The organism is Acaryochloris marina MBIC11017 (assembly GCF_000018105.1).
Classification (GTDB): domain Bacteria; phylum Cyanobacteriota; class Cyanobacteriia; order Thermosynechococcales; family Thermosynechococcaceae; genus Acaryochloris; species Acaryochloris marina.
This window is the reverse complement of the sequence record NC_009925.1, coordinates 312,791-334,408: the sequence shown is the minus strand read 5'-3', so window position 1 is coordinate 334,408 and position 21,618 is coordinate 312,791. Positions and strand designations below refer to the sequence as shown.

Annotated in this window: 18 protein-coding genes and 3 pseudogenes; 11 read left to right on the top strand and 10 right to left on the bottom strand. The window is 48.0% G+C overall.

Annotated elements, in window-relative coordinates; translation table 11 throughout:
* Positions 1–25: 25 nt before the first annotated feature.
* Positions 26–2,209 (bottom strand): PhoX family protein, encoded by a 2,184-nt coding sequence (locus AM1_RS01570; protein WP_012161033.1) that lies wholly within the window; start codon positions 2,207–2,209, stop codon positions 26–28.
* 380 nt (positions 2,210–2,589) lie between these two features.
* On the opposite strand from AM1_RS01570, the gene gntT reads away from it, so the two are divergent.
* From gntT to AM1_RS01555, 3 genes are all read left to right on the top strand, one after another.
* Positions 2,590–3,939, top strand: coding sequence for a guanitoxin biosynthesis MATE family efflux transporter GntT (gntT, locus tag AM1_RS01565; RefSeq protein ID WP_012161031.1), 1,350 nt, complete (start codon positions 2,590–2,592; stop codon positions 3,937–3,939).
* Positions 3,940–4,509: 570 nt separating this feature from the next.
* A complete protein-coding gene (locus AM1_RS01560) occupies positions 4,510–5,307 on the top strand; it encodes a phytanoyl-CoA dioxygenase family protein (protein ID WP_012161030.1) in 798 nt (265 codons plus the stop codon).
* A 315-nt stretch (positions 5,308–5,622) separates the two neighbouring features.
* Positions 5,623–6,720 (top strand): calcium/sodium antiporter, encoded by a 1,098-nt coding sequence (locus AM1_RS01555; RefSeq protein ID WP_012161029.1) that lies wholly within the window; start codon positions 5,623–5,625, stop codon positions 6,718–6,720.
* A gap of 9 nt (positions 6,721–6,729) precedes the next feature.
* Here AM1_RS01555 and AM1_RS01550 read toward each other — a convergent pair whose 3' ends face one another.
* A complete protein-coding gene (locus tag AM1_RS01550) occupies positions 6,730–7,839 on the bottom strand; it encodes a PstS family phosphate ABC transporter substrate-binding protein (RefSeq protein ID WP_148215648.1) in 1,110 nt (369 codons plus the stop codon).
* 555 nt (positions 7,840–8,394) lie between these two features.
* Between AM1_RS01550 and AM1_RS01545 the strand changes: the two genes are divergently transcribed.
* The 3 genes and pseudogenes from AM1_RS01545 to AM1_RS01535 form a co-directional block, all read left to right on the top strand.
* Complete coding sequence (locus AM1_RS01545; protein WP_012161026.1) at positions 8,395–8,598, top strand: DUF2811 domain-containing protein; 204 nt, start codon at positions 8,395–8,397, stop codon at positions 8,596–8,598.
* 229 nt (positions 8,599–8,827) lie between these two features.
* Positions 8,828–10,522: a DUF3352 domain-containing protein gene (locus tag AM1_RS01540; RefSeq protein ID WP_012161025.1), complete on the top strand. Its 1,695-nt coding sequence runs from the start codon at positions 8,828–8,830 to the stop codon at positions 10,520–10,522.
* Between the two features lie 106 nt (positions 10,523–10,628).
* Positions 10,629–11,361, top strand: a pseudogene (locus tag AM1_RS01535) (IS630-like element ISAcma32 family transposase); the annotation flags it as partial.
* A 13-nt stretch (positions 11,362–11,374) separates the two neighbouring features.
* Here the strand turns inward: AM1_RS01535 and AM1_RS01530 are convergent.
* Positions 11,375–12,248 (bottom strand): IS630-like element ISAcma25 family transposase gene (locus AM1_RS01530; protein ID WP_076611737.1). Its coding sequence is split into 2 segments (ribosomal slippage): positions 11,375–11,917 and positions 11,919–12,248, totalling 873 coding nucleotides; the frame shifts between segments, so codons are not numbered across the junction.
* Between AM1_RS01530 and AM1_RS39550 the strand changes: the two are divergent.
* From AM1_RS39550 to AM1_RS01500, 5 genes and pseudogenes are all read left to right on the top strand, one after another.
* Positions 12,249–12,683: pseudogene (locus AM1_RS39550) on the top strand (transposase); the annotation flags it as partial.
* Between the two features lie 243 nt (positions 12,684–12,926).
* Positions 12,927–13,655: a phosphoadenosine phosphosulfate reductase gene (cysH, locus tag AM1_RS01515; RefSeq protein WP_012161019.1), complete on the top strand. Its 729-nt coding sequence runs from the start codon at positions 12,927–12,929 to the stop codon at positions 13,653–13,655.
* Between the two features lie 2 nt (positions 13,656–13,657).
* Entirely contained in the window at positions 13,658–13,918 is a 261-nt protein-coding gene (locus AM1_RS01510) for a MoaD/ThiS family protein (RefSeq protein WP_041658633.1), read from the top strand.
* Between the two features lie 132 nt (positions 13,919–14,050).
* Entirely contained in the window at positions 14,051–14,617 is a 567-nt protein-coding gene (locus AM1_RS01505) for a hypothetical protein (protein WP_012161017.1), read from the top strand.
* A 124-nt stretch (positions 14,618–14,741) separates the two neighbouring features.
* Positions 14,742–15,581: a hypothetical protein gene (locus AM1_RS01500; protein WP_012161016.1), complete on the top strand. Its 840-nt coding sequence runs from the start codon at positions 14,742–14,744 to the stop codon at positions 15,579–15,581.
* Between the two features lie 254 nt (positions 15,582–15,835).
* Here AM1_RS01500 and AM1_RS01495 read toward each other — a convergent pair whose 3' ends face one another.
* The 7 genes and pseudogenes from AM1_RS01495 to AM1_RS01470 all read right to left on the bottom strand — a co-directional run bounded on the left by AM1_RS01495 (position 15,836) and on the right by AM1_RS01470 (position 20,986).
* A complete protein-coding gene (locus tag AM1_RS01495) occupies positions 15,836–16,225 on the bottom strand; it encodes a Pepco domain-containing protein (protein ID WP_012161015.1) in 390 nt (129 codons plus the stop codon).
* Positions 16,226–16,377: 152 nt separating this feature from the next.
* Positions 16,378–16,605 carry a formylglycine-generating enzyme family protein gene (locus tag AM1_RS44190; protein WP_148215647.1) on the bottom strand — a complete coding sequence of 76 codons (228 nt, stop codon included), beginning with the start codon at positions 16,603–16,605 and terminating at the stop codon, positions 16,378–16,380.
* Positions 16,544–17,404, bottom strand: a pseudogene (locus tag AM1_RS42970) (RNA-directed DNA polymerase); the annotation flags it as partial. The gene AM1_RS44190 and the pseudogene AM1_RS42970, both read right to left, overlap by 62 nt.
* Positions 17,405–17,459: 55 nt before the next feature.
* Complete coding sequence (locus AM1_RS01485; RefSeq protein WP_012161013.1) at positions 17,460–18,389, bottom strand: IS5-like element ISAcma6 family transposase; 930 nt, start codon at positions 18,387–18,389, stop codon at positions 17,460–17,462.
* A 59-nt stretch (positions 18,390–18,448) separates the two neighbouring features.
* Entirely contained in the window at positions 18,449–18,670 is a 222-nt protein-coding gene (locus tag AM1_RS01480) for a hypothetical protein (RefSeq protein WP_012161012.1), read from the bottom strand.
* Between the two features lie 4 nt (positions 18,671–18,674).
* Complete coding sequence (gene avd / locus AM1_RS01475) at positions 18,675–19,013, bottom strand: diversity-generating retroelement protein Avd (protein ID WP_012161011.1); 339 nt, start codon at positions 19,011–19,013, stop codon at positions 18,675–18,677.
* Positions 19,014–19,084: 71 nt separating this feature from the next.
* Positions 19,085–20,986, bottom strand: coding sequence for an SUMF1/EgtB/PvdO family nonheme iron enzyme (locus AM1_RS01470; RefSeq protein ID WP_012161010.1), 1,902 nt, complete (start codon positions 20,984–20,986; stop codon positions 19,085–19,087).
* Positions 20,987–21,618 lie beyond the last annotated feature (632 nt).

The following is a 21,618-nucleotide window of genomic DNA, read 5'->3' as shown; positions in this document are numbered from 1 at the left end:
TGTATCCAGTTTACGTATGGAATGATTAAATCAAGACTTTGCCATCCGAACGATAGATAGCAACCAAAGCAGGTTTAGGCGGGTCCGTTGCTTTTTTTTCCGGCCAATTGGAACCGATGGGCACCTCCCTAGCCTGCAGAAATGCCTGACCATCTGTGGTCAGTATGGCAATTTCTCGGGTTTCAGACGCCATTTTTTGCCGGATACCGCCTGCTTCACCTGGATGTTGGGCCGTTAAAAAGAGAGCTTTTTGGTTCGGGTGTAGACATAACCCACAAAGCTCACTATCCATCGGACCCATCGCAAAAGGAAAGGCCTTACCCGCGTGGGTACCCATCAAGGGTAGGTACCAGGCTGTATTATTACCAAAAATGCCCCGTAGTTTGGATGGATCAACACCACTACGATTGGGAATGGCCAGATTGTGCTTACTGGTGGACATGTCCGTTACCATCCACAGGTTGCCTTGAGCATCGATTTCTAGGTTGTCTGGATTGGCAAACCCAAGGCCATCCTGGGCGGGTTCTCCACCTACGGCAACCATCACCCACCGGAACTGCATGGCGGCTGGATTATCGTCTGCCTCCATGATTTTCATAATCCACCCATATTCGTAAGGCGCTTCTCCATTGGGGCCTTGAAAGATTTGTTGGTCGGGACCGCCATCTCCCCCAGGCCCACCGGAAGTAAAGGCCACAAAAAGCGCCTTCTGTTCTGGATCAAAGGTGGTGTCTTCGGGTCTGGCTAAGCAAGTAATTCCAGCCGCATTGGCTGCATAGTGAGCATCAACCAGGATCGCCCCTTGGCGTTCGTTGGCGCTGCCTTCGTAGAGATCGCCCAAGGTTTTAAAGGTTTGCTGGAAGGATATGGCGTCTTGATCGCTAGTGACGTCGATGTAGCCGCCTTCCTGACGATCGGGGTTGGGCAAAGTAACCAGGCTAGAGTCAGGTTCGCCTAGAACCTGACTGGGGAGGATGGGGTTAATGGGAGTGCTGGTTTTCAGGGGAATCCATTGACCCGTACCATCGGCATTCAATTGGGCACCGTACAGCATGCCTTTCTCCAGGAGTTTGGAGTTGGCTTTGTCCGTGGGGTTTTTAACTTTGCCGGTGCTGACGAATTTATAGAGATGACCGCCCCTGCGATCGCATCCCGAATACACGGCCAAAGGCTGACCTTCCATAGCATTCACTGCAACAGCTTCATGGCGATACCGCCCTAGCCAAGTATGCTTGATGCCATAGTTCTTGGGATTACTCGGATCGACTTCTACCATCCAGCCATATTTATTCCCAGCCAGACCAAAGGGATTTCCCCGACCATCCACCTTATCTTCCGTCAGTTCAAACGGGGTATGGGAAGGGGGAAAAGAGGAGCCATCCGCCATCACGGGTTCGGGGACTTGGTCTTGGAAGTTTTCTTCGGCGCTCAAGATGGTCCCCCAAGGGGTGGTCCCACCCGCACAATTTTGGAAGGTGCCAATAATGCGGCTGCCCAAATTATCGTCGTAGCCCCGCTTCTTGGGCTTTGTAAACACCGCCACTCCGGGTCCGGTTGCCTTTAAATAGTGACCATCTTCCAAACCGGAAATTCCAGTAATTCGTCGATCTTGTGCAGAAGACTGGCGCATCCATTTACCTTGCTTCGATTGGATTGCGATCACCCCAATACCTTGATCAATCAGCCCCTCCTTGGCAATCGCTTCAATTTGTTGCTTGAGGGGATCGTCTGCGGGTAGGCCAAAAGCATCAATTTTCTCCTGTCCCATAGCGGCTCGAACTTGATCAAACGGGAGAGACTTGCCTAAAACCTGCTCATAGGTCTGCATCCAGGTTTTACCGCTAATATATTCGAAGTTGATCGATAGATAACCTGAGTTTGGTGCTGTCTCTACAAAAGAGACAAAGTCATTATTGTAGCCAAACCGAGAATCGCCAACCGGGTCTCCCCAAGCGGCAATGGTTTCATAGACATAGCCTTCCGGCAGGACCAAATCATCAATGACCTGATAGGTACTGTAGGCTTGCTTTTGCTGTTCTGGGGATAGCCCTTCAATGTCCAGGGGAATAGGGACCCGAACGGGTTTGAAGGAAATCGTTGCTTCTGTAGCTGTGGACGAACGGTAGGGTCTATTTGCGGAGGCATTGCAGGTCACCATGGTGGTTGCTGCGCCCATAAATAACAAGAAGTTTCTGCGGCTGATAGACATAAAGAATGGGGTGATGAGCCTAAGACTAAGGCTATCGTGATTAATTTAAGAAAAGGTAATGAATTTACCCAAATACTGAAGAATTAGCAGATCAACTTTTGCTGCTGAGGAGGAAGGTTAATAGTAGGCAAACTTCAGATTAAGTCACAAATAAGCTTATTCAAGAACCTAGAAAAACTATGTTATCAGTTACTTATCTGCACCTAACCTAGAAAAATATTGGGTAGTCATTTTAAGCCCAATTCTTGATCGGTCTGGAGTGATTTAACTAAACTAAACTCTATCTTTTGGGTTGGCCAATGTAGGGATTCCCTTCTCTGTTGAATATTCTTTAGAGATGCAGATAGAGGTCCATATTGAGGATGCTAGAAAAGGTAAGTATGGGCTTATCAATCCCGGCTCACTATAGAAGTTTTCTCCCTCGCTTTTATCAGCTCGCGGTTGTGAGTGCCCTATCGAATATGATGGTGCCCCTGGCGGGTTTGTTTGATACGGCCTTCCTGGGACATCTCGACGATATTCGCCACCTAGCTGGGGTGATCTTGGGTAGCGTTCTCTTCGATTACCTCTACCGCATCCTCAAGTTCTTTAGAAATAGTACCAACGCTATTACAGCCCAAGCGGAAGGTGAGAAGAACCATCAAGAGGTTCTGTTGGCTGGATTGCGCAGCAGCATGGTTGCGATCGCAGTAGCCATCCTCATCCTTATCCTGCAATATCCCTTGCAACGTCTGGGGTTTGCGGTCTTATCCGGTTCTCCAGAAATTGAAGCCGCAGGGCTCGATTACTTCAATGCCCGCATCTGGGGAGCCCCCGCCGTATTGCTTAACTTTGTGCTGATTGGCTGGTTCTTGGGGCGGGAAATGAACCGGATTGTCCTAATTATTTCACTGGTTGGTAACGGTTCCAATGTCCTCCTGGACTATTTGATGATTAACCGCTGGGGTTGGGACAGCATGGGGGCAGGACTCGCAACAGCCCTTAGCCAATATTTAGCCCTGGGAGTAGCTTTAGTCGCAGTGGTCTCCAGCATCGAATGGGCTCGGGTGCCTGCTGCCTTAAAACAGGTCTGGGATGTCGCTGCCTTCAAATCCACCCTGCTGCTCAAGGGGAATATCCTAATTCGCTTTGTGGCCTTAATTTCGGCCTATGCCATTTTCACCAACTTGAGCACCACCTTGGGCACAACTATCCTGGCGGAAAATGGTTTGATGCTCCAAATCGCCTTTTTAAGCCAGTTCACGGTGAATGGTGTTGGGCTCACGACTCAGACCCTCGTTGGCAACTTTAAGGGCAAAGGGGAGTCAGAATTGATGATGCCAATTCTCTATACCTCGATTGTTCATGGACTGCTAATCTCCCTGCCTTTTGCAGTTCTTTCCGTTCTGTTTCCAGTGACGGTGTTTGGACTATTGACCAGCCATACAGAAGTCAGCTATTCCATCCATACCTATGTGATCTGGTTGGTACCGCTACTGAGTTTAACAGCGGTAGCCTTCGTATTAGAAGGATATTTTATTGGTCTCAAAGAGGGCGCTATTCTTCGAAATTCTGCGTTGACGGCGCTGGGAATTGGCTATGCACCGATTGCGATCGCGGGTTGGTATTACCAAAGTAATCATCTGCTGTGGACCTCCCTCACGGTTTACATGGCTACCCTGACGCTTTCTCTTTCCTTACAGATTTTGAAAAATCAACAGAACTTTCAATCTTCTCTAAGCCAAACCTAAAGTGTTCTCGGCTTAAAAAATATTGAAAAATTAGCAAAAATAATAGAGTACAAAAATCCCTCAGCGACTTCGCCGAGGGATTAGAATTATGGAAAATATAAATTCTTAGATTGCTCCTCAACGTACCATGTCTATTAAAAATCGACTGTATCCTATTTAACAAAATACTGTGAATAAAGAATAAAAGAAAACAGTCTTTGTATGCATACTTTGTATCAATTGCATAGATTTTTGGAATTAAGAATAGCCTAGTATTTTCTTTCGCTATTCATTAAATTGCATCGAAGGCCTCAAAAGAATGGAATATCTGATCTGAATTGTAAAACCATTGCTGTAGTGTCTCTAAACTTAGTCCGTTTTCGGTGGTCAATTATTGATGTCAATCTAGCTAATCTCTGGCCTTTAGAACATAAATCTTGATATGAAGCGAGATAGGATAGCCCTCGGGGATGGGAATGATTATTAGAGGCCTCACCACCCATAGTCGCTTCAACCTGACTTTGAAGTTTATAGAGATGGGGCTATTGTTCTACTTCACCGACTAGACTGGTCTCACTACAGATTGAACATATGGAATTAGCGATACCCCCAACGACTCCTTCCATGTCCCTTCAACAGACCTTTAGGCAGCAGGGATACGTTGTCATCAAGAATTTCTTCTCTCCCCAAGAGATGGCGACCCTTATTGAGCAAATCGAATCTCCCCAGAGCCGTCAATGTTTAGATCAATGTCTAACCAAAGGCACTCTGAGGTTCTATGCCAACCTCTATCGTCATAATGAATCGATTCAAAAATTTGTTTCTCAGCCTAAAATTGTCAATTTCCTCTACCCATTTATCGGTTCAGACTTCTGGGTGAGATGGGATCAAGCGGTTGCCAAAGGGCCAGGCGCAAAAACTTTCCCCTGGCACCAAGACAATGCCTATAACGGCTTTAAGCAGACCCACTATCAACTTTGGGTAGCGCTTACCTCGATGACTATTGAAAATGGTGGTCTTTGGCTAGTTCCTGGGAGCCATCACCAGCTACTGCCCCATCGAAAAATCAATGACCATATGGTTTATCAAGGGGAGCCTGAATCACCCACCTTTATTACGGCAGAGGTCGGAGATATCGTCCTGTTTTCATCTTTAACTCTGCATAAAACAACTCCCAACACGACAGAAGGCATCCGCTGGGCTTATGTCATTGAGTACATGTCCACAAATGATTATGATCCGGGTATCGCCCCCCCTTTTCTAAAGGTTGCGAAACAGGGACAGCCCCAGGCAGAATTTGTCCAATCCTATCGAGGACGTAACCCCATTAACCGTCTTAAACATCGTTTGTCTCGACGGGAAATTAGTCAGATTCTGGAGTGGCAGTAGTGGTCCTCTAAAGCGTGTGAATTGAGCAGTTGAGCGGCCATTCAAGCATAGGGACTATTATTTTCTGACATATTTATCTGGCTCACTTTCCAGGGTGGCATAAACTTTTTTGCCAATGGATATATTTAGTGCAGAATGTAGAAGGTTTGAGCCATCCTATCTGAAATGCCAAAGGTCTTTTCATCAGCACAGGTTTTGGGTTGTTTGAAAGGTTGATTGACTTAGAGAAGAGGGGACTCAGCTATCTCGTGCATTCTGATTTCGCTACAATCGCGATTATGTGTGCAACTTTGCCATCTTATCTAGGGAACAACCATGATCGTAACGGCTATCGCTGCTATTGTTGGCGGTTTAGTGCTGTTAGTTGTTGGGGCGGAAGCCTTAGTTCGAGGTGCGTCTCGCTTAGCAACGATGGTGGGTCTGTCTCCGTTGATCATTGGCCTAACTATTGTGGCCTATGGCACCAGCGCGCCTGAAATGGCCGTTAGTGTCAAATCCAGCATCATTGGCCAAGGTGACATCTCCTTGGGAAATGTGATTGGCAGTAATATCTTTAATATTCTGCTGATCCTAGGTCTTTCATCTCTAATTACCCCACTATTGGTAGCCCAGCAGTTGGTCCGTCTAGATGTCCCCATTATGATTGGGGTCTCCGGCTTGATGTGGCTTTTTAGCTGGGATGGCAACCTGGGGCGGTCGGATGGCGTGATCTTATGTCTAGGCGGGATTATCTACACCCTCTTTTTGATTTATCAAGGTCGGCGAGAACATAACGAAGAAGTTCAAGCGGAATATGCCAATGAATACGGTAAGCCGATCCAGTTCTCAGGACCCAGCTTATTGGCCAATCTAGGGTATGTCGTAGTGGGCGCGATTTTACTCGTGTCAGGCTCCAATTCCTTGGTAAATGGTTCAGTTAGCATTGCTCAGAGATTCGGGATTTCTGAACTCGTTATTGGTTTAACCATTATTTCAGTGGGGACGTCTTTGCCTGAGTTAGCCACGTCCATTGTGGCGAGTTTTCGAGGAGAGCGAGATATTGCCGTTGGTAATGTGATTGGCAGTAATATTTTCAATATTTTAACGGCCTTAGGATTGGCTAGTATGCTTGCTCCAGGTGGTATCGCCGTGACCAACACGGTTCGCTCCTTTGATATCCCCATTATGATTGCTGCAGCAGTGGCCTGTCTTCCCATTTTTGCCACGGGCAATGTGATTTCTCGGTGGGAAGGAATCTTATTTTTGATCTATTACATGGCCTATAACAGCTATCTGGTATTGGATACCATGCACCATGAGGGCATTAGCGTATTGACCACCGTTATCAGTACGTTTATCGCTCCGTTGACGATTATTACCTTTGCGATTATTACCTTCCGAACGGTTCGACACCAGCGAAGCAAAAAAGTCTAGGGTTAATGCCTATTGCTGCGGGTTGGCAGAGAGCTGAGCAAAGCCAGCTTTCAGCAATAATTCTTGGCCCTGGTTGCTGAGCAAGAGTTGAGTGTAGGCTTCTCCTGCAGGTTCACCCCCTTTGGCATAGATGACGTAGAGGGGGTGGGTGAGGGGATATTGCTGGTTTAAGAAGGCAGGGCTGTTAATTCGATTTCGTTGGTTTGGGCAATCTTCAGATAAGACGTAGGGGGCTTGATAAGGGGCAACCCATTCCTGGGCGTCTTTACCAATGGGGACCGGCTTGACGGTGCATTGGGGAACGATCTCTGCCGAGGAACCAAAGAGGATTCCGCCTGGGTTCTGGGCTAACTTTCTCAGGGCAGCTGTCAGGTTGGGGAAGTAGTCTAGGGTTTGACTAAATGACTGGCCTTCCATCACCTTATTTAGAAAGATATCCACGCTTCCGACTGAGCCGACCGAGAGGGAAAAGGGTTGAATGGCTAAGTTGGGACCACCCACTTGCTGCCAGTTGGTGATCTTCCCTCGGTAGATATCTGATAGTTCTTGGAGGGTCAGGCCCGGGATGGACAGGCTGGGGTGTACGGCGATGGCAATCCCGTCTGTGGCGACGGGGATTTGTTGGAGCTTTAACCCTTTGGTTTGGGCTTGCTTGATCTCATTGGGACGGAGGGGACGGTCAGATTGAACAAAATCCAATTGGTCTTGGATTAGAAGGTCTATAGCGGTTGTGGAATTGGCCGGTTTATCCTTGGGTTGCACATAGCTCAGTTGATACTCTCGCCTTTCGGATTGCACCGCTGAGTCAACGACTAGCCGGATAGAGGACCAGTTAGGGCTACCGCTGTATCTAAATCGACCTGAAGGAACGGGATTCACCTGAGCGAAGGTTGAATTCTTCGAAACGGCTTTGACGGGGGGATTGTTAGGCTGTTCCCTTCGCAGTTGTGGGGTTTGCAGGTTTTGCCAAACCCCAAAGCCCAAAAGGCCGACGGACCAGACTAGCCCCACTGCAATAATGCCTGGGAGGACCAGATCTCTATTTTGCTGGGGACGCTTCAGAGGGTTCATAACAATATCCAGGGCAATCTCAAGAATGGATTGCAGGGGAATGGGCAACTTGGATAACGGAAGAGGCTGGTGTTTATTATCCCATTCCTACCCAAGGATTTTTCTAGGGCCAGACATTATTTCTTATTTAGCTTGCTTAAAAGATCCTAATGTTGCTTGGGTCTGTATGATGGCCAGAAAAATCGTCAAATGGTGACTTGAAAGTAAAAAAATATAATTTTCTCGAATAATTATCTTTCCCCAGGTTATCCCCAAGCTTTCCACAAGTTTTTCCACAGTTTTCCACAGTTTTTCCGATGTTTTCCACAGGAGATGGATGAGACTCAAAGCCCTTGAGAATCTTTTGGGGATTTTGAGATATGAATGAGATTTCCCCAGGAAAATATGTATCTATGTAACGAAAAAGCTCTGTAACCCCTAATATCTCGTTGTCAACTTCATTTTTTCTTAAGAATTTATCTGGCCCTTAACCATTGACAACCCCACCCCCACATAGCGCAAAATAAATCGGCCTAAGTTATTTGAGTGCTCTCAGTATTGGGGGGCAGGGTTCGTGCACGCAAATAATGATCAATTCGAACTGTATTGTCAAAATTGATAACTATGAATGCAACTATTAGCATCCTTGCTGAAATTCCTGAGGAACTGCATATTACCCTCAAAGGATATTTAGAGTCTCATCCTGATTGGGACCAGGATCGAGTCTTCTCAGCGGCTTTATCATTGTTTCTATTGCAAAATGGCGAAGGGGATCGTCGTGCGGCTCGGGTTTATTTAGATACGCTGTTTCAGCGCTCAGCGGGTTAGGGGATGGCACGGATGCCGTGATGGAACGGGTTGGCTAAAGCCCCCTCGGTGGAACGTGGCAAGAAGGCCTGATGGGGAATAGATGCCGTGACTTGTAGATTTTAGATTGCTTAACTTGTTCAGGTGCAGTTTGCTGAAATAATGGGGCTGATACGGTCAAATAGCTTCTGTGGGTTTTTCTCAGCCCCACTGCAATATCTGGTCTTTATGAGCCTGACTTTCGCACTCTATGGTAAAACTTCGTTCTGTTTTTCTTCAGTTACTAGCCAGTGTTCTTGCCCTGCTGATTTGGAGCGGACCCGTCTGGGCCCTTGAGCCTGAACCTGAATTGGCCCCGCCTCAGCCAGAGCCTGAGTTAGGCCCTGAATCGGCCCATTTTATGCCTGATACAACGTCTTTAATGGTTTCGTTGACGGGGAGCCCATTAAAGATGGCTGGAAATGAGTCAGCAGGAGCCTCTTCCCAACTAACGGATTTACCTGCGACTTTGCTGGCCACTGGGGGCATCGATTATCAAAAGGATATTCGCCCCTGGGTGAGTGACGAAATGACCTTCGCCTTGACCAGTTTGGAGAAAGGGCAGCCTGGATATTTGCTGGCGGTTAAAACCCGAAATAATCGGGATGCAGATGCCTTCTTGGAGCGGATTTGGCAGCAGCAGGCCACGGACGGCCAGACGATAAATTTTGAACGGTATGCTGGGGTCGATCTGATTTCGGCGGATATGTCGCCCAATGTGGCTACGTCTGCTCGTCTACCAGGATTGTTGAAGCCGGTTCGATATTTGACCACCGCTAAGTTGGATGATCGCTTTGTCTTAATTGCCAATCAGCGTCAGGTTTTAGAGCAGGCGGTTGATTCGTCTAAAAAACCGGCCACGCAGTTGGCGAAACGGTCCGAGTACAAAACTGCGATCGCATCCCTGACTCAAAAACAACAGTCTGGGATGGCCTATCTGGATTTAGAAAAGCTGCTTCCGGCCATTTCTGGTCAAGCGGCCACCACCCCACCCACCTATCGCAGCTTGGGGATTGCCTTTGGTGAATCTCGGCAGGGGCTGTTGGCTGAGACCGCTTTGGTTGCCAAGGCCGGACGAGACCTACCCGCCGTTAAGACAACCCAGCAAGAGCCGATGGCGGCCCTTAGTTATTTCCCCGGCAATAGTCCGTTTGTGGTCTCTGGATCGAATTTAGGCACCCTATGGTCTCAAATCAACCAGGATTTGCAAGGCTATCCCAATCTCAAATCTTGGGTGAATCAAACTCTCGGCACTTGGGGGAAAACCCACGGCCTCAACCTCACCAGCAAAATTTTCCCTTGGGTCGATGGGGACTATGCTTGGGCACTGTTGCCGGATTCCTTGTCGCCTGTCTTGTCGGCTCAGGCGAATTCAGAAGCAGATTGGCTTTTTGCCTATGAGCAGACCAATAGCGATAAAAACAAGCAGTTGGCGACTCATTTAAATGAGCTAGCAACGGAACAGGATCTAGGCACAAGTCCGTTTGAGCTAGCCGGTCGCAAGGTCTATGCCTGGACCCGTTTGGTCTCTCAAGAAATCGATGATACTCGCGGTAGCAACCTCACCTTCAAGACGGAAGTGACAGGGGCCTACGCCAATATTGATAACCAAAAGATCTTGGCCAGCTCACCCGAGGCTCTAGGGTTAGCCCTGGATGCTGGCAGTGATGCCTTGACTAATCAGCGGTCGTTTCAAGATGCGATCGCACCCTTCGATCAGCCCAATCAAGGGTTCTTATATATAGATTGGCCTGTGATGAAGCCCATTCTGAAAAAGAATCTACCCGTTATTTCTAAGCTGGAAAGTAATGCTCAAACCCTCCTGAGTAAACTCCGGTCGGTATCCATCAGTAGCTATGGCGAAACGTCTGAAGTCCAGCATAGTCAGTGGTATTTCCGCTTTTAGCGGGCCTACTCTGTAGAAAACAGAGATGCTTTGAGGGGCATCGGGACAAGTCCGTTAGGATTACTCCCTTCCCGCTGTAAAATGGGGAAAAGAGCAAATAGTCACATTGAATCGAACACAAGCCTTTCTGGACAAGCCTTTTGATGCGGATGAGTGGCAGAAATTCTACTACCGCAATCAACAACACTACATTCGACAGCGCTTGACCGCGATCAAATTGCTGAATGAAGGACACAGTCGTACCCAAGTGAGCGAACAAGTGGGGTGTAGCTATGATACGTTAACGCGTTGGATGGACAAATATCTCGATGGTGGACTCCAGGGCTTGGTCCAATCCATTCGACATCAAAAACCTAGTCGGTTGAGCCCAGAGGAACAACAACAACTCAAAGAGATGGTTCTGACGCAACGTCCGACAGACTATGGTATTGACCGCAATATGTGGACAGGTGCAATTTTAGCCGTTGTGATTGAGCAGCGTTTCGAGGTGCAGCTGAAAGATTCGCGTATCTACGAATTGCTATCAGAGTTGGGGTTATCTTACCAACGCGCCCATCGTGACTATGCGAATGCTGACCTGAACGCCCAGAAAGAGTGGGTGGCGGCTGTTAAAAAAACTGCAATCACGACAATCGGATGAGCGCATCTTGTTCTTTGACGAATTTGCGGTGTCTGAGCGTCCTAGGTTGTTCTATGGCTGGGCAGAACGCAACACTCGTCCACAGGTCAAGAGTAATGAGCGGGCTCGCAACAAGCTCAATGGGTTACTGTGCGTCGATGCCCACAGTGGCGAAGAGTATTTCGCTCTGAGCCCACAGGCTAAAACAGAAGATATAGCAGTCGCCATTCTATTCAGGACACTAGATGTAGAACATGTTCCATTGCTTCTCTGAGAGATCCAAAATGTTCTAATTGGTGACGGATGCGACTTTTAATCCAAGACCAAGACCGCTCAATCTTGTTCAAGTCAGGGGAATAAGGCGGTAAATACCAAACCTCACATCCTGCTTTTTCCACTAATTCCTGTATTTGTCCTCCCTTGTGAAAAGTGGCATTATCTATCACCAGCTTCTGCCCAGGCTTGAGCACGGGTATCAAGCAACGCTCTAGCCAAAGTTCAAACACAGTCCGATTGCAAGCTCCTTCGATCGTGAACGGTGCCATCAACTGCTTTGCTCTCAACGCCGCAATCATATTGACTCGGCCGCTTCTACGCCCAGTCTTCAAAGCATAAACCCGCTCACCTTTGGGGCCATAAGCATAGTCATACTCGTCTCGATGATCCATGCCCGACTCATCCGCATAGACGATATCGTCTGGGTCCACGGTACTCAGACGTTTGATGAACGCTGCCCGTTTGTGCTTATCTCGTTCTCGGTACCCATATGTTTTTTTTTCGAGTAAATCCGATTTTCTGGAGGGCTCTTGAGATGGTTCGATCACTAATCTCTCCATCCCATAGTTGAGCCATCTGAGCTTGGGTTTTATGACGATGCTTGTGGGCAAACGCTCGAAACTTGTCCCAGTCAGTGATTTTATGGCTATGGCCAGGATGATGGACTGGCTTGGGATGCAAATCACCCGTTTCCGCCTTGAGGTGTTGCCATTGGTTAATGGTGTTACGACTGATATCGAACAGCTCACTAGCCTCAGAAGGGCGCATCCCATCTAGCTCAATCGCATCTATCACTTTGCAACGTAGGTCGTAACTATAAATTTTGGGCATCACACAGGAGAAGGAATAAAATACTTCTCTAGTTTAAGTCCTTCTCAATATGGCGACTGCTATATCTCTGAGTACTTTGCAGACCTATGTCTGGATAGCGTTGAGCTGGGCTACACTCAACTGTGCCTTATTCTCGATAACAATCCGACCCATAAGGGCAAGATGCGCTCCCAACTCGCTATCCATCTAGAGCAGATGGGGCTCACCCAATCGATTCAAGTTGAGTTTTTATATTTGCCGTCCTACTCTCCCAAGTTGAACTTGGTTGAATATGTGATTCACTTACTACGCTTACGATGTCTGCACCATCTCCCTCTTGGAACGACCCTGACACAGATCAAACAACAGCTCCATGAGTTCTTTGCTGCTAACCAGTTTCTATCGGCTGAACAAGTTCAAAACAGCCTGAATTTTATATTTTCACTTGTTCCATAATCTTATGGCGGGAAGGGAGCAAATGCCTGCAGCATTGCAGGCATTTGCTGATAGAGAAGAGTGTGTGACCATACTCTGGCTAAGAAAACTGTCAAATTGGTTACACCATTGGCCTTCGCCAACCCCCTAAGCTGTGTCCAACTCAACGGGACCGAACTTTATACTACGGTTATCCGGTGGAGATTCGGGGAATAAGCAGTTAGAATGTTCGTACCGAATTTGAAATAGGTTGGCATTGGCACTATGGATCCATGCATCGAGACCCCCAAGCAGCAGACAGTTGATATTGATCAGCTGAATCAGCAGTTGGATAAGGCTCATCCCAAAAGTATTTTGACGTGGTGTTTAGAGAATCTACCTGAGGGGCTGATCCAGAGCACCGCATTTGGGGCGAGTGGCATGGTGATTATGGACCTGCTTTACAAAGACCTCAATCCCAATCCTTCCATTCCGGTCTTGTTTTTGGATACCCTGCACCATTTTCCAGAAACCCTAAAACTGGCCAACGACGCTCAGGCCCATTACGGGGTAGATTTGCAAATTTTTCGCCCCCAAGGTGTGACGTCCCGTGCTGAATTTGCTCAACACTATGGTGAGCAGCTCTGGGAAACGGATTTAGAACAATTTCATCAACTAACCAAAGTTGAACCGTTGCGGCGAGGACTCGAACAGCTTCAGGTCGCCACCTGGATTACGGGCAGGCGACGAGATCAGTCTTCTACCCGAGCAAAGATGCCGATTTTTGAATGCGATCGAGACGGGCGCTTAAAAGTGAATCCCCTAGCCAACTGGTCTTACAAAGATGTGTGGAACTATCTGGTCAACAATCAGGTGTTGTATAACCCCCTTTATGATCAGGGTTATGCCAGTATCGGCGATGAGCCTTTAACCACCATGACGAAGCCTGGTGAAGAAGAGCGGGCCGGTCGTTGGCGAGGAAAAGCCCGTACAGAATGCGGAATGCATGCTTAAGAATGTCTGCTCCCAACATTAAAGTAACCGTCAAGCTGTTTGCCGCTTATCAGGAGGTAGTGGGTTCCCCAGAGTTAGAACTCGAATTTCCAGATGGCTCAATCGTGGCCCACGTCGGTCAATATTTTTGGGAGCAATATCCCGAACTGGCGTCCTTACAGTCTGTGACCCATTTTGGCGTCAATTTGGACTTTGTCTCTGGGGATACGCCTTTACAACCTGGCGATGAAGTGGTGTTAATTCCCCCTGTGAGTGGGGGGTGATAGACCGCTAGCTTACGACTCAGGATCCAAAGACTAAGCCCCACCCGTTGCGTTGAGGCTGGATTCAGGGAATTCTCACTTTAGATGTTTATGCTAAAGCAGTTAGCTGGTCAGGGTGCTGTCATGAAAAGGATGTCTCTATTAGTTCTGTTTGTGGGAGCGATCGCCTCCTTGACTTGGGCGAGGGCTCAGACCGAACTCCTGCCGCAGACAAAGCTCAATGCAGTTCAGGCTCAGCTCCTTCCCAAAGCCATTCAATCCGAAAGTCCCACAGCAGGATCGACCACCATTGAGCAGCTGGAAACGATTCTGCGGGATGAAGCCTCCGATGTTCAAGTTGAGCAAGGGCAGATTAGCTTTAAGTATGACGGGCGAACCATGCTCATACTGACTAGTGCGCAGCATGATCGGATGCGAATTCTGGCTCCCATCAAAAAGGCAGCGGAGATCACCCCAGAACAGCGGGATAATATGCTGCTTGCCAATTTCCACACCGCTTTGGATGGTCGGTATGCAGTCAGTAATGGCATTGTCTTTGCTACCTTTCTTCATCCCCTGTCTTCGCTGCAAGATCGCGATTTTCGGTCAGCCTTGAGTCAGGTTAATCAACTCGTTCAGAATTTTGGTACGACTTATTCGAGTGGGGCGATAGGATTTGGGGCGGGTCAAGAACAGCCAGAACCTCTGCCAGCCATTTAATTTGGCCTATTAGGATCTGAAGAAAACGAAGTCTTTTGCTTTAATCACTGCATAATCAATCGGACTCCAACCTATAGACGAGTGTAGGGAGCTTTTCCCTTTCACTATGTACAGGAGTCAGGTCATGTCTGCAAAGATTAATCAACTGAAGTCGCTCGCTTTAGGTGGGGTTTTGGCCCTTTCTATGGCACCCGCTATCAATGCGCAAACCCTTCACCAGCGCACCTTTAGCCAGCGCCCCCTCAAAACCCAGAAATTTTCCTGCGGTCGCCATCTCAAAACCTTTGTGGTCCGGTCTTTAAATCGGCAGAGAGGTCGAGGAATCCGTTGTGTGAAGGTCTCTACCGTCAGACGTGGATCTCGACGACTTCCCAAAATTGCTTGGTATGGCGAAGGGAATTGGAATGGAAAATCCTATCGTCACGTTGGCCATGCGTTTGGAAATCGTCGCTTAATGCGGGGCTATGCGTCGGACATCTATGGTAATGGCGAACATTTTAAGAATAATTTTCCCGGCAACCTACGGGTCAGGATGATCTCTCCCAGTCGAATCCAAGTAACTGGAGCCTGGAATGAAGAATGGATACAGGTGCGAACGACTCAATATCAACCCTTACGTCGGGCGCGCACCTGCGGTAAGTTTTTTGATCAATATCGGGTTGCAGATTTAATTGCGCCGCCAAAAGGTCGCCAAGGTAGAGGACTACGATGTGTCTTAAAGGTTGGTCCACAGGGAAGTTACGCCCCCAAGCGTTACTTCACAACTTGGTTTGGAAATGGTCAATGGGGGCAATCAACCTATAGTCATTTGGGGACTCGATCCCTAAAAGGAGCGGGAGCGAGTGATATTTGTGGCAGTGTTTTTGGACCCGTCTGTAACCATTTCAACTATGGTTCTTTGAAAATTAAGCCCGTAGGCAATGGTTTTAATGTTGTGGGGGCTTGGCGCGAGATGTGGCGTTAGGTTGAGGTTCTCCAGGTTGTGTTGGCGTTGACTGATGGCGATGGCTTTTGATAAAACGAAGGCCATCGCTTTTCTTTTGAGTGTCCCAAAGATTGTTTTAGGCAGGATTGTACCCGCCGACTAAACTACTGATAAAAATTGCAGGATAACTAAAAAGTAACTTCGCACCTAGTTTGACAAACTGGAAATGGTCGTAGGGGTAATCCTCATGGTGATCGCCCAGGGGGTTGCCATTGGTTAGTGTTAGGTCGTATCTAGGACTTAGGACGGCTAAATTTCAAGGTGATTCCGCCTGTATTCCCCAGCTTACCGCCATTCCCTACGAGACTAAGTTGACCTTCTGCGTTAATTTCAACTTTTAGCTCTACTTCATCCAGCTGCATTTTGGTTTGAATTTCTGATTGGATAAATAGCTCATCCACCACTTGCATCATGCCATTCATTTGTTTTTTGAGCATGGCTACATCCACAGGTACTCGTTTGCGAGTTAGGGAAATCAATTTCTGAGTTGCCCGATCTACCTTTTCACCAAAACTTGGTCCGGTGAATTCAGCGTCACGACTTCCATCACCACGATTTCCAGTGTCCACGTCCACTTCAGATTCGGCTTCCGCTACCACCCAAAGTTCAATTGTGTCTGACATAAAATTCCCCACATAAGTTGTCTGGCTTGGGCTGAATAACTGCTCAGCATATGGCTTACGAAGCTATTCAGCCCGGTTTGATTTTTGGATGCCGTTACCCGCATCTCTGGACTAGACCTGGACTCTTCTAGCACACGCCCGAGGGATTCCCATCACTCAGTTCTGGTACGGAGAGTACTCGCCGAAACACACACGACACGGAAACCGACGTTGTTGTTCTGGTTGTCGGGTTTGTTCCTGTTGCGCGTGGCCGAGCGGCAGTTCCTCGGATTGTTGTTCCAGGAACCGCCCCGCAGCACGGTTGTGTCTAGCCCATCTCTACTGCCTTGCAAACACAAGGTCAGCAAATATCCGTTGTCGCAGTTGCCAAGTATCAGCATGGCTAAGGTGGGCAACCCAACTTTGAATCGATTGATCGATCATCGTGGCACTAATTTCACCTTGTGCATAGGCTTTTTGTAGTTTTCGTAATCTTTTACGGCTCCTGCGGATATTGGCATTCTGGACGCGAATATGAGCGGGGAAAATCCGAAATCCCAAAAAAGCGACGCCATGGTGGGTGGCGACGATTTGGCTTTTGATCGGATGAATTTTGAGTCGGAGTTGGTTTAAATAGGCTTCGATAGCTTGGCGAGCTTGAACTAACTGTTCACGGCTGTCATCGAACAGGGCAAAGTCATCCACATATCTGACGTATTTTTTGGTTTTCAACTGCTCTTTGACAAAGTGATCGAACCCATTCAGATAGACATTGGCAAAAAACTGACTGGTTAGGTTGCCAATAGGTAGCCCTCGGCGATGGGCAAGGGGAGTGAGTAAATCATCACCGGGGAAATATTCAAGGACTGTTGCTTGGGGATTGCTGTGATCGATGATTTGGTCAATCAGCCAGAGGGTTTTTGGACACTTGATTTTGCGGCGTAGGCCAGCCTTCAGCAGGCCATGATCAATGGAGGGGAAATATTTGCGAATATCGCACTGCAATACATATCGGCTGGAGCGAGCAAACTGCGTAAACCGCTGCACGGCTCGATGGGTGCCATATCCCCACCGATTGGCATAGGAATCGCTAATAAGCGTCGGTTCAAACACCGGAATAATAACATTGCAAAGGGCATGGTGAACGACTCGGTCCCGATAGGGGGCCGCCGATATCAACCGCAATTTAGGCTCAAAGATGGCTTTGTTGCATGAATCGCGTAAAGGCTAGATGAATTGCCTCTCCTCGTTATTCTTAAGCTTCAACCCAAACAGTCTCGGGTTTGGCGATCTGAATCATTCGATTGAGTGCCGCACACTGCAGGAGTAACTCTGTGGCTTGATTATCAAAGTTACGGGAACGTACCTGACCCCCAAAGATAGTTTTGAAGCGAAACATCGTCGTTTCAGCTAGAGACCGCCGATGATAGTGGGCTTGTTTTTTCCACCTCTTTCGTCCCTGTTTTCGGATGGCTCTGAGATTTTGATCTCGTGGATGGGGTGGAGCATTGCAGTTTCCATGTTGCCAAATTTTGGCATTCTTCCTTGGGGGAATTGCAGCTGTGGCATTGCGCTCCATGAGGGCATCATAGCAATGACTTTGGTCATAGGCTCCGTCAGCAGAGACCTGTTCAATCTCATCGTCGATGCCTTCAAGGAGATCTTCAAACACTTCACCATCCTGAACGTCATTGGTTGTCACGACACCCGTGAGAATTTCTCCAGTGGACTCATCAACACTCAAGTGAAGTTTACGCCACGTCCGACGTTTGCTCACACCATGTTGCCTGGTTTTCCACTCTCCTTCACCATAGACTTTGACCCCTGTGCTATCGATAACGACGTGAATGGCACCTTGCTTAGGTATAACGGGCAATGAAATCGATAGCTGACCTTTCCGCCGAGAGACGGTGCTGTGGTCACAAACGGGAAGCTCAATTCCCATCAACTCAAACAATGAATTTAGAAATCCTTCGGTTTGACGCCCTGCTAAACCATAGATACATTTGACGGTCTCGAAGGTGGAGATTGCTGTATCGCTATAGGTCAGAGAGGCTCCCCGCTTTTGTCTCGGTGTGGTTTCTAGCCAATGAACGATAGCTGATTGTTCGAGCCAGAAGGTCACACTTCCCCGCTGTTTGAGACCAGCGTTATACTCGGACCAGTTGCGGATTTGGTAACTCATGGGCTAGCGGTTTTTGGTGGTACATAAACTCTAGCCCGCGCCTAATCCGCAGCACCTATTCATGCAACAACGCCCTCAAAGATTTCAAAGGTTCGATAGGGGCCTGGGGTGTAGGTTTGCGTGGCTAGTTCAGACTGAATCGTGAACAGTTCAGTTTCTAGGTGATGGTTGAATTGCAGAACATTGGCTCGATATCGCTTGCCTTTTTGAGCCTGCCGCGCCGCTTGAATCAAATTCTGAAAGGCAATGATTTGGGGCCACAAGTTGCCGACCCGCCGCATAGTGCTACCGCCTCCGCTGTTGCTTAATCCAGCCCCCCAGGTCTAAACCAATCTCGTGGAGGAAGAGGCTGGCATTTTCATACCGCTGGCCGGATATCAGTTCAAAGTCTTGCATCAGACGGGTTTGATACCGCAGAATATCTAGCTTGCTATTGAGGGTTTCTAGCAGGGGCAGCTTATTGCGGGAATATCGGGCTGTAATCAATCCTTCCAGGAGGTCATATAAGCTAGAAATCATACGATCTCCCAAGGTATAGCGATGATGGCGAGGCAATTTACTCAGAATCGGTACATACCAGCGAATACAATCGTATGTCTTTTGAATAACGGGTAGATCTTCCATAAAGATTTTATTTATTAGGATAATTTAAAAAATAATTCGATCAAAGGGCAAAAGGGAAAGAGGGTAAAGGGCTAGAAGGCCCTCGCCGAAACACACACGACACGGAAACCGACGCAGTCGTTCTGGGAGTCGGGCCTGAGCCTGAGGCGCGAGGCCGAGCGGCAGCTCCTCGGAGAGTTGCCCCAGGAACCGCCCCGCAGCAGACGATAATGATTATCATTTTCACTTAACCAAGCAGTCCCATCGGTAGGAGCGTTTGTATAATCCTCATGCCAATGATCCAGACACCATTCCCAGACATTGCCATGCATGGCAAATAAGCCAAAGGCATTGGCAGCAGATGAACCGACGGCTATGGTTTTCGATCTATACTGCCCTTTTGGACCGTTCCCATAGGTGGCATCACCACAGTAATTGGCTTGATCTGTTGTAATAGTTTCCCCACAATAAAAAGGGGTTTCGGTACCCGCTCGACAGGCATATTCCCACTCTGCCTCAGTCGGTAACCGATAGTCTTGGCCGGAATGTCGTGATAGGCGCTCACAAAATTCAACGGCCTGATACCAAGACACCTTCTCCACAGGTAAAGCCTCTCCTTTGAAATTGGAACAGTCTGGATCCAGATCCACCTTGACTTTGCTCAGCCCCGCAATCGCTTGCCACTGTCGTTGTGTTACCGGATATTGCCCCATCCAAAAAGAGGGCACCGATACCTGATGCCTAGGGTATTCAGTATCTTGAGCATCTATTTCATTCTTCTGGGCACCCATCCAAAACTTCCCCTGGGGAATGTGAACCAGAGATAGGGGGACTTCTCCCGGCAACATTACCAAGCTTTGTTCTGTCTGTTGCTCTTGCTGCTCAATCACCTCGCCTTGGGCATTCACCTTGACCACCGAAAACGTCACCCTTGAGGGTTGAGGTTTAGACGGTTTGTTGTCAGCCAGGTTGTCCTTCGATTCTGGCGGAAGATTACTCGCAGGTTCTCGGGAAGAGTTATCAGCCCCAGTGGTTAGCGTCTCTGGACTTGGAGTCGGTGTCGATCTAAGGGACTGGCCCGTTGCCCGTTTGACCGCAATTCGCTGTAATCCCTTAATCGCTTGAAAGTCTGCCTGAGAAGCTGCTAACACCCGAGTCCACAGATGCTCAGCCCCATCCAAATCATTTTCCGTCTCAGCTACCAGGGCATCAATTTTCATTGTGGCTACATCTTGCAGCGTGGCTTGCCCCGGCAGCAAAATAAAATGCAGCTTCGATTCAGGTTCTATCCGAGTATATGGCGTCTGAGCAGGTTTATTATACCGACGGTTAACCTCGGGCACCTGCGCCCTCAGGTATTGGCTCAAACGTTCCACCGTCGCGCAATTACCCGCCCCCTGGATCTGGAGTCCGGCAAGCAGCGTATGGGTAAACGCCCCTTGCTCTATCTCCTCAATTTCATAGGACAGCTCATTGGGGCTACAGGCAAACAGAGTAATAATCCCTTTCTGCTGTTGCCGACCCACCCCTTCACCCCCATCCCGATCATCCTCGCCTCGGCAGGCGTCAATCATCAAAATCACATTATCCGCCCCACTACGTCGCAGTCGCTCAGCAATATAATCAATGGCAATACCCATCCTTTCAACACGACGGGGGCTGCCATCAATCGGCATCAAATAATCTCGCCCCTTGTGGCGTTTGCCATGCCCAGCAAAGAAAAACCACAGGTTATCTCCTGGCTCTAGAAATGGGTGTTCAAACCGGACATCAAAAAACGTATCTAAATTGCCGACAGTAGGGTCAGCTTGAATGGGAGGACCATCTTCATAGCGGACAGGCTCTGCCCCTTTGGCAAACAAATCTACCTTATCGAAATGCAAGGACTCCTGAAAAAACTGGCACACCGCCTCCGCGTCTTTTCGGGCAAATTTCAGCGGACGCATATTTTGATAATCGTTAATCCCAATGGCAATTGCCCAGTTTTTACCCATTACCTAGCAGAACTTCCAACTGTTCTCTAATGTCGCATATATTTTTAACGGGTTTCTCCCCCAAGCAATATCAAGCAGCCCACATCTGCAAAAAAGCACCTCTGATGAGAAAAGGCCCCAAGATCCTTTTCTAAGCGCATTCAGCTAGCCAAATCCCTATCTCCCAACTGTTCAGTCTTCCCGCACTCACAAAACGACAAGGGTTAGGCTTACACACCCTGATCAGATTTCTTGAACGCCACAATATCAACTGATACTCACTTTCGGGTAATGGACAATAGCTGCTTGGCAGCTCAGGAACCGCCTTGGCGAAAAGTAGACCCAGTATAAAGAGTAGCGAGACTTTCGGTATTCGCCTCTAATTCAGTCTCTTCTTCGGCCATCACTCAGAGTCTAATTGGACCAGACATATTTTTTCCTTGCTTATAGTATTTAGAGACGAAATCCCCTGAAATCAAAATCGCAAATTTAGAAATTTATATTTCGCAGGGTTTAAGAGCATTAATGATTTTTAAACTGTTCTCATCTTTCAGGACAAAACAGGTTTTCTCTGTCAAAAAAAATTCTAAAGCAAGGAGAACTTGGCTGTACCTCCTTTTCTGTAAGCCATACAGCTTCTTGCTTATCCCAGA

Coding starts and splice junctions, on each gene's coding strand:
- gntT (WP_012161031.1), top strand. CDS start 2,590: ATGGGCTTATCAATCCCGGCTCACTATAGAAGTTTTCTCCCTCGCTTT.
- AM1_RS01500 (WP_012161016.1), top strand. CDS start 14,742: ATGTCTGCAAAGATTAATCAACTGAAGTCGCTCGCTTTAGGTGGGGTT.
- AM1_RS01510 (WP_041658633.1), top strand. CDS start 13,658: ATGTCTGCTCCCAACATTAAAGTAACCGTCAAGCTGTTTGCCGCTTAT.
- AM1_RS01505 (WP_012161017.1), top strand. CDS start 14,051: ATGTCTCTATTAGTTCTGTTTGTGGGAGCGATCGCCTCCTTGACTTGG.
- AM1_RS01560 (WP_012161030.1), top strand. CDS start 4,510: ATGGAATTAGCGATACCCCCAACGACTCCTTCCATGTCCCTTCAACAG.
- AM1_RS01485 (WP_012161013.1), bottom strand. CDS start 18,389: ATGAGTTACCAAATCCGCAACTGGTCCGAGTATAACGCTGGTCTCAAA.
- AM1_RS01570 (WP_012161033.1), bottom strand. CDS start 2,209: ATGTCTATCAGCCGCAGAAACTTCTTGTTATTTATGGGCGCAGCAACC.
- AM1_RS01555 (WP_012161029.1), top strand. CDS start 5,623: ATGATCGTAACGGCTATCGCTGCTATTGTTGGCGGTTTAGTGCTGTTA.
- AM1_RS01545 (WP_012161026.1), top strand. CDS start 8,395: ATGAATGCAACTATTAGCATCCTTGCTGAAATTCCTGAGGAACTGCAT.
- AM1_RS01540 (WP_012161025.1), top strand. CDS start 8,828: ATGGTAAAACTTCGTTCTGTTTTTCTTCAGTTACTAGCCAGTGTTCTT.
- AM1_RS01495 (WP_012161015.1), bottom strand. CDS start 16,225: ATGTCAGACACAATTGAACTTTGGGTGGTAGCGGAAGCCGAATCTGAA.
- AM1_RS01470 (WP_012161010.1), bottom strand. CDS start 20,986: ATGGGTAAAAACTGGGCAATTGCCATTGGGATTAACGATTATCAAAAT.
- cysH (WP_012161019.1), top strand. CDS start 12,927: ATGGATCCATGCATCGAGACCCCCAAGCAGCAGACAGTTGATATTGAT.
- avd (WP_012161011.1), bottom strand. CDS start 19,013: ATGGAAGATCTACCCGTTATTCAAAAGACATACGATTGTATTCGCTGG.
- AM1_RS01480 (WP_012161012.1), bottom strand. CDS start 18,670: ATGCGGCGGGTCGGCAACTTGTGGCCCCAAATCATTGCCTTTCAGAAT.
- AM1_RS44190 (WP_148215647.1), bottom strand. CDS start 16,605: ATGCTGATACTTGGCAACTGCGACAACGGATATTTGCTGACCTTGTGT.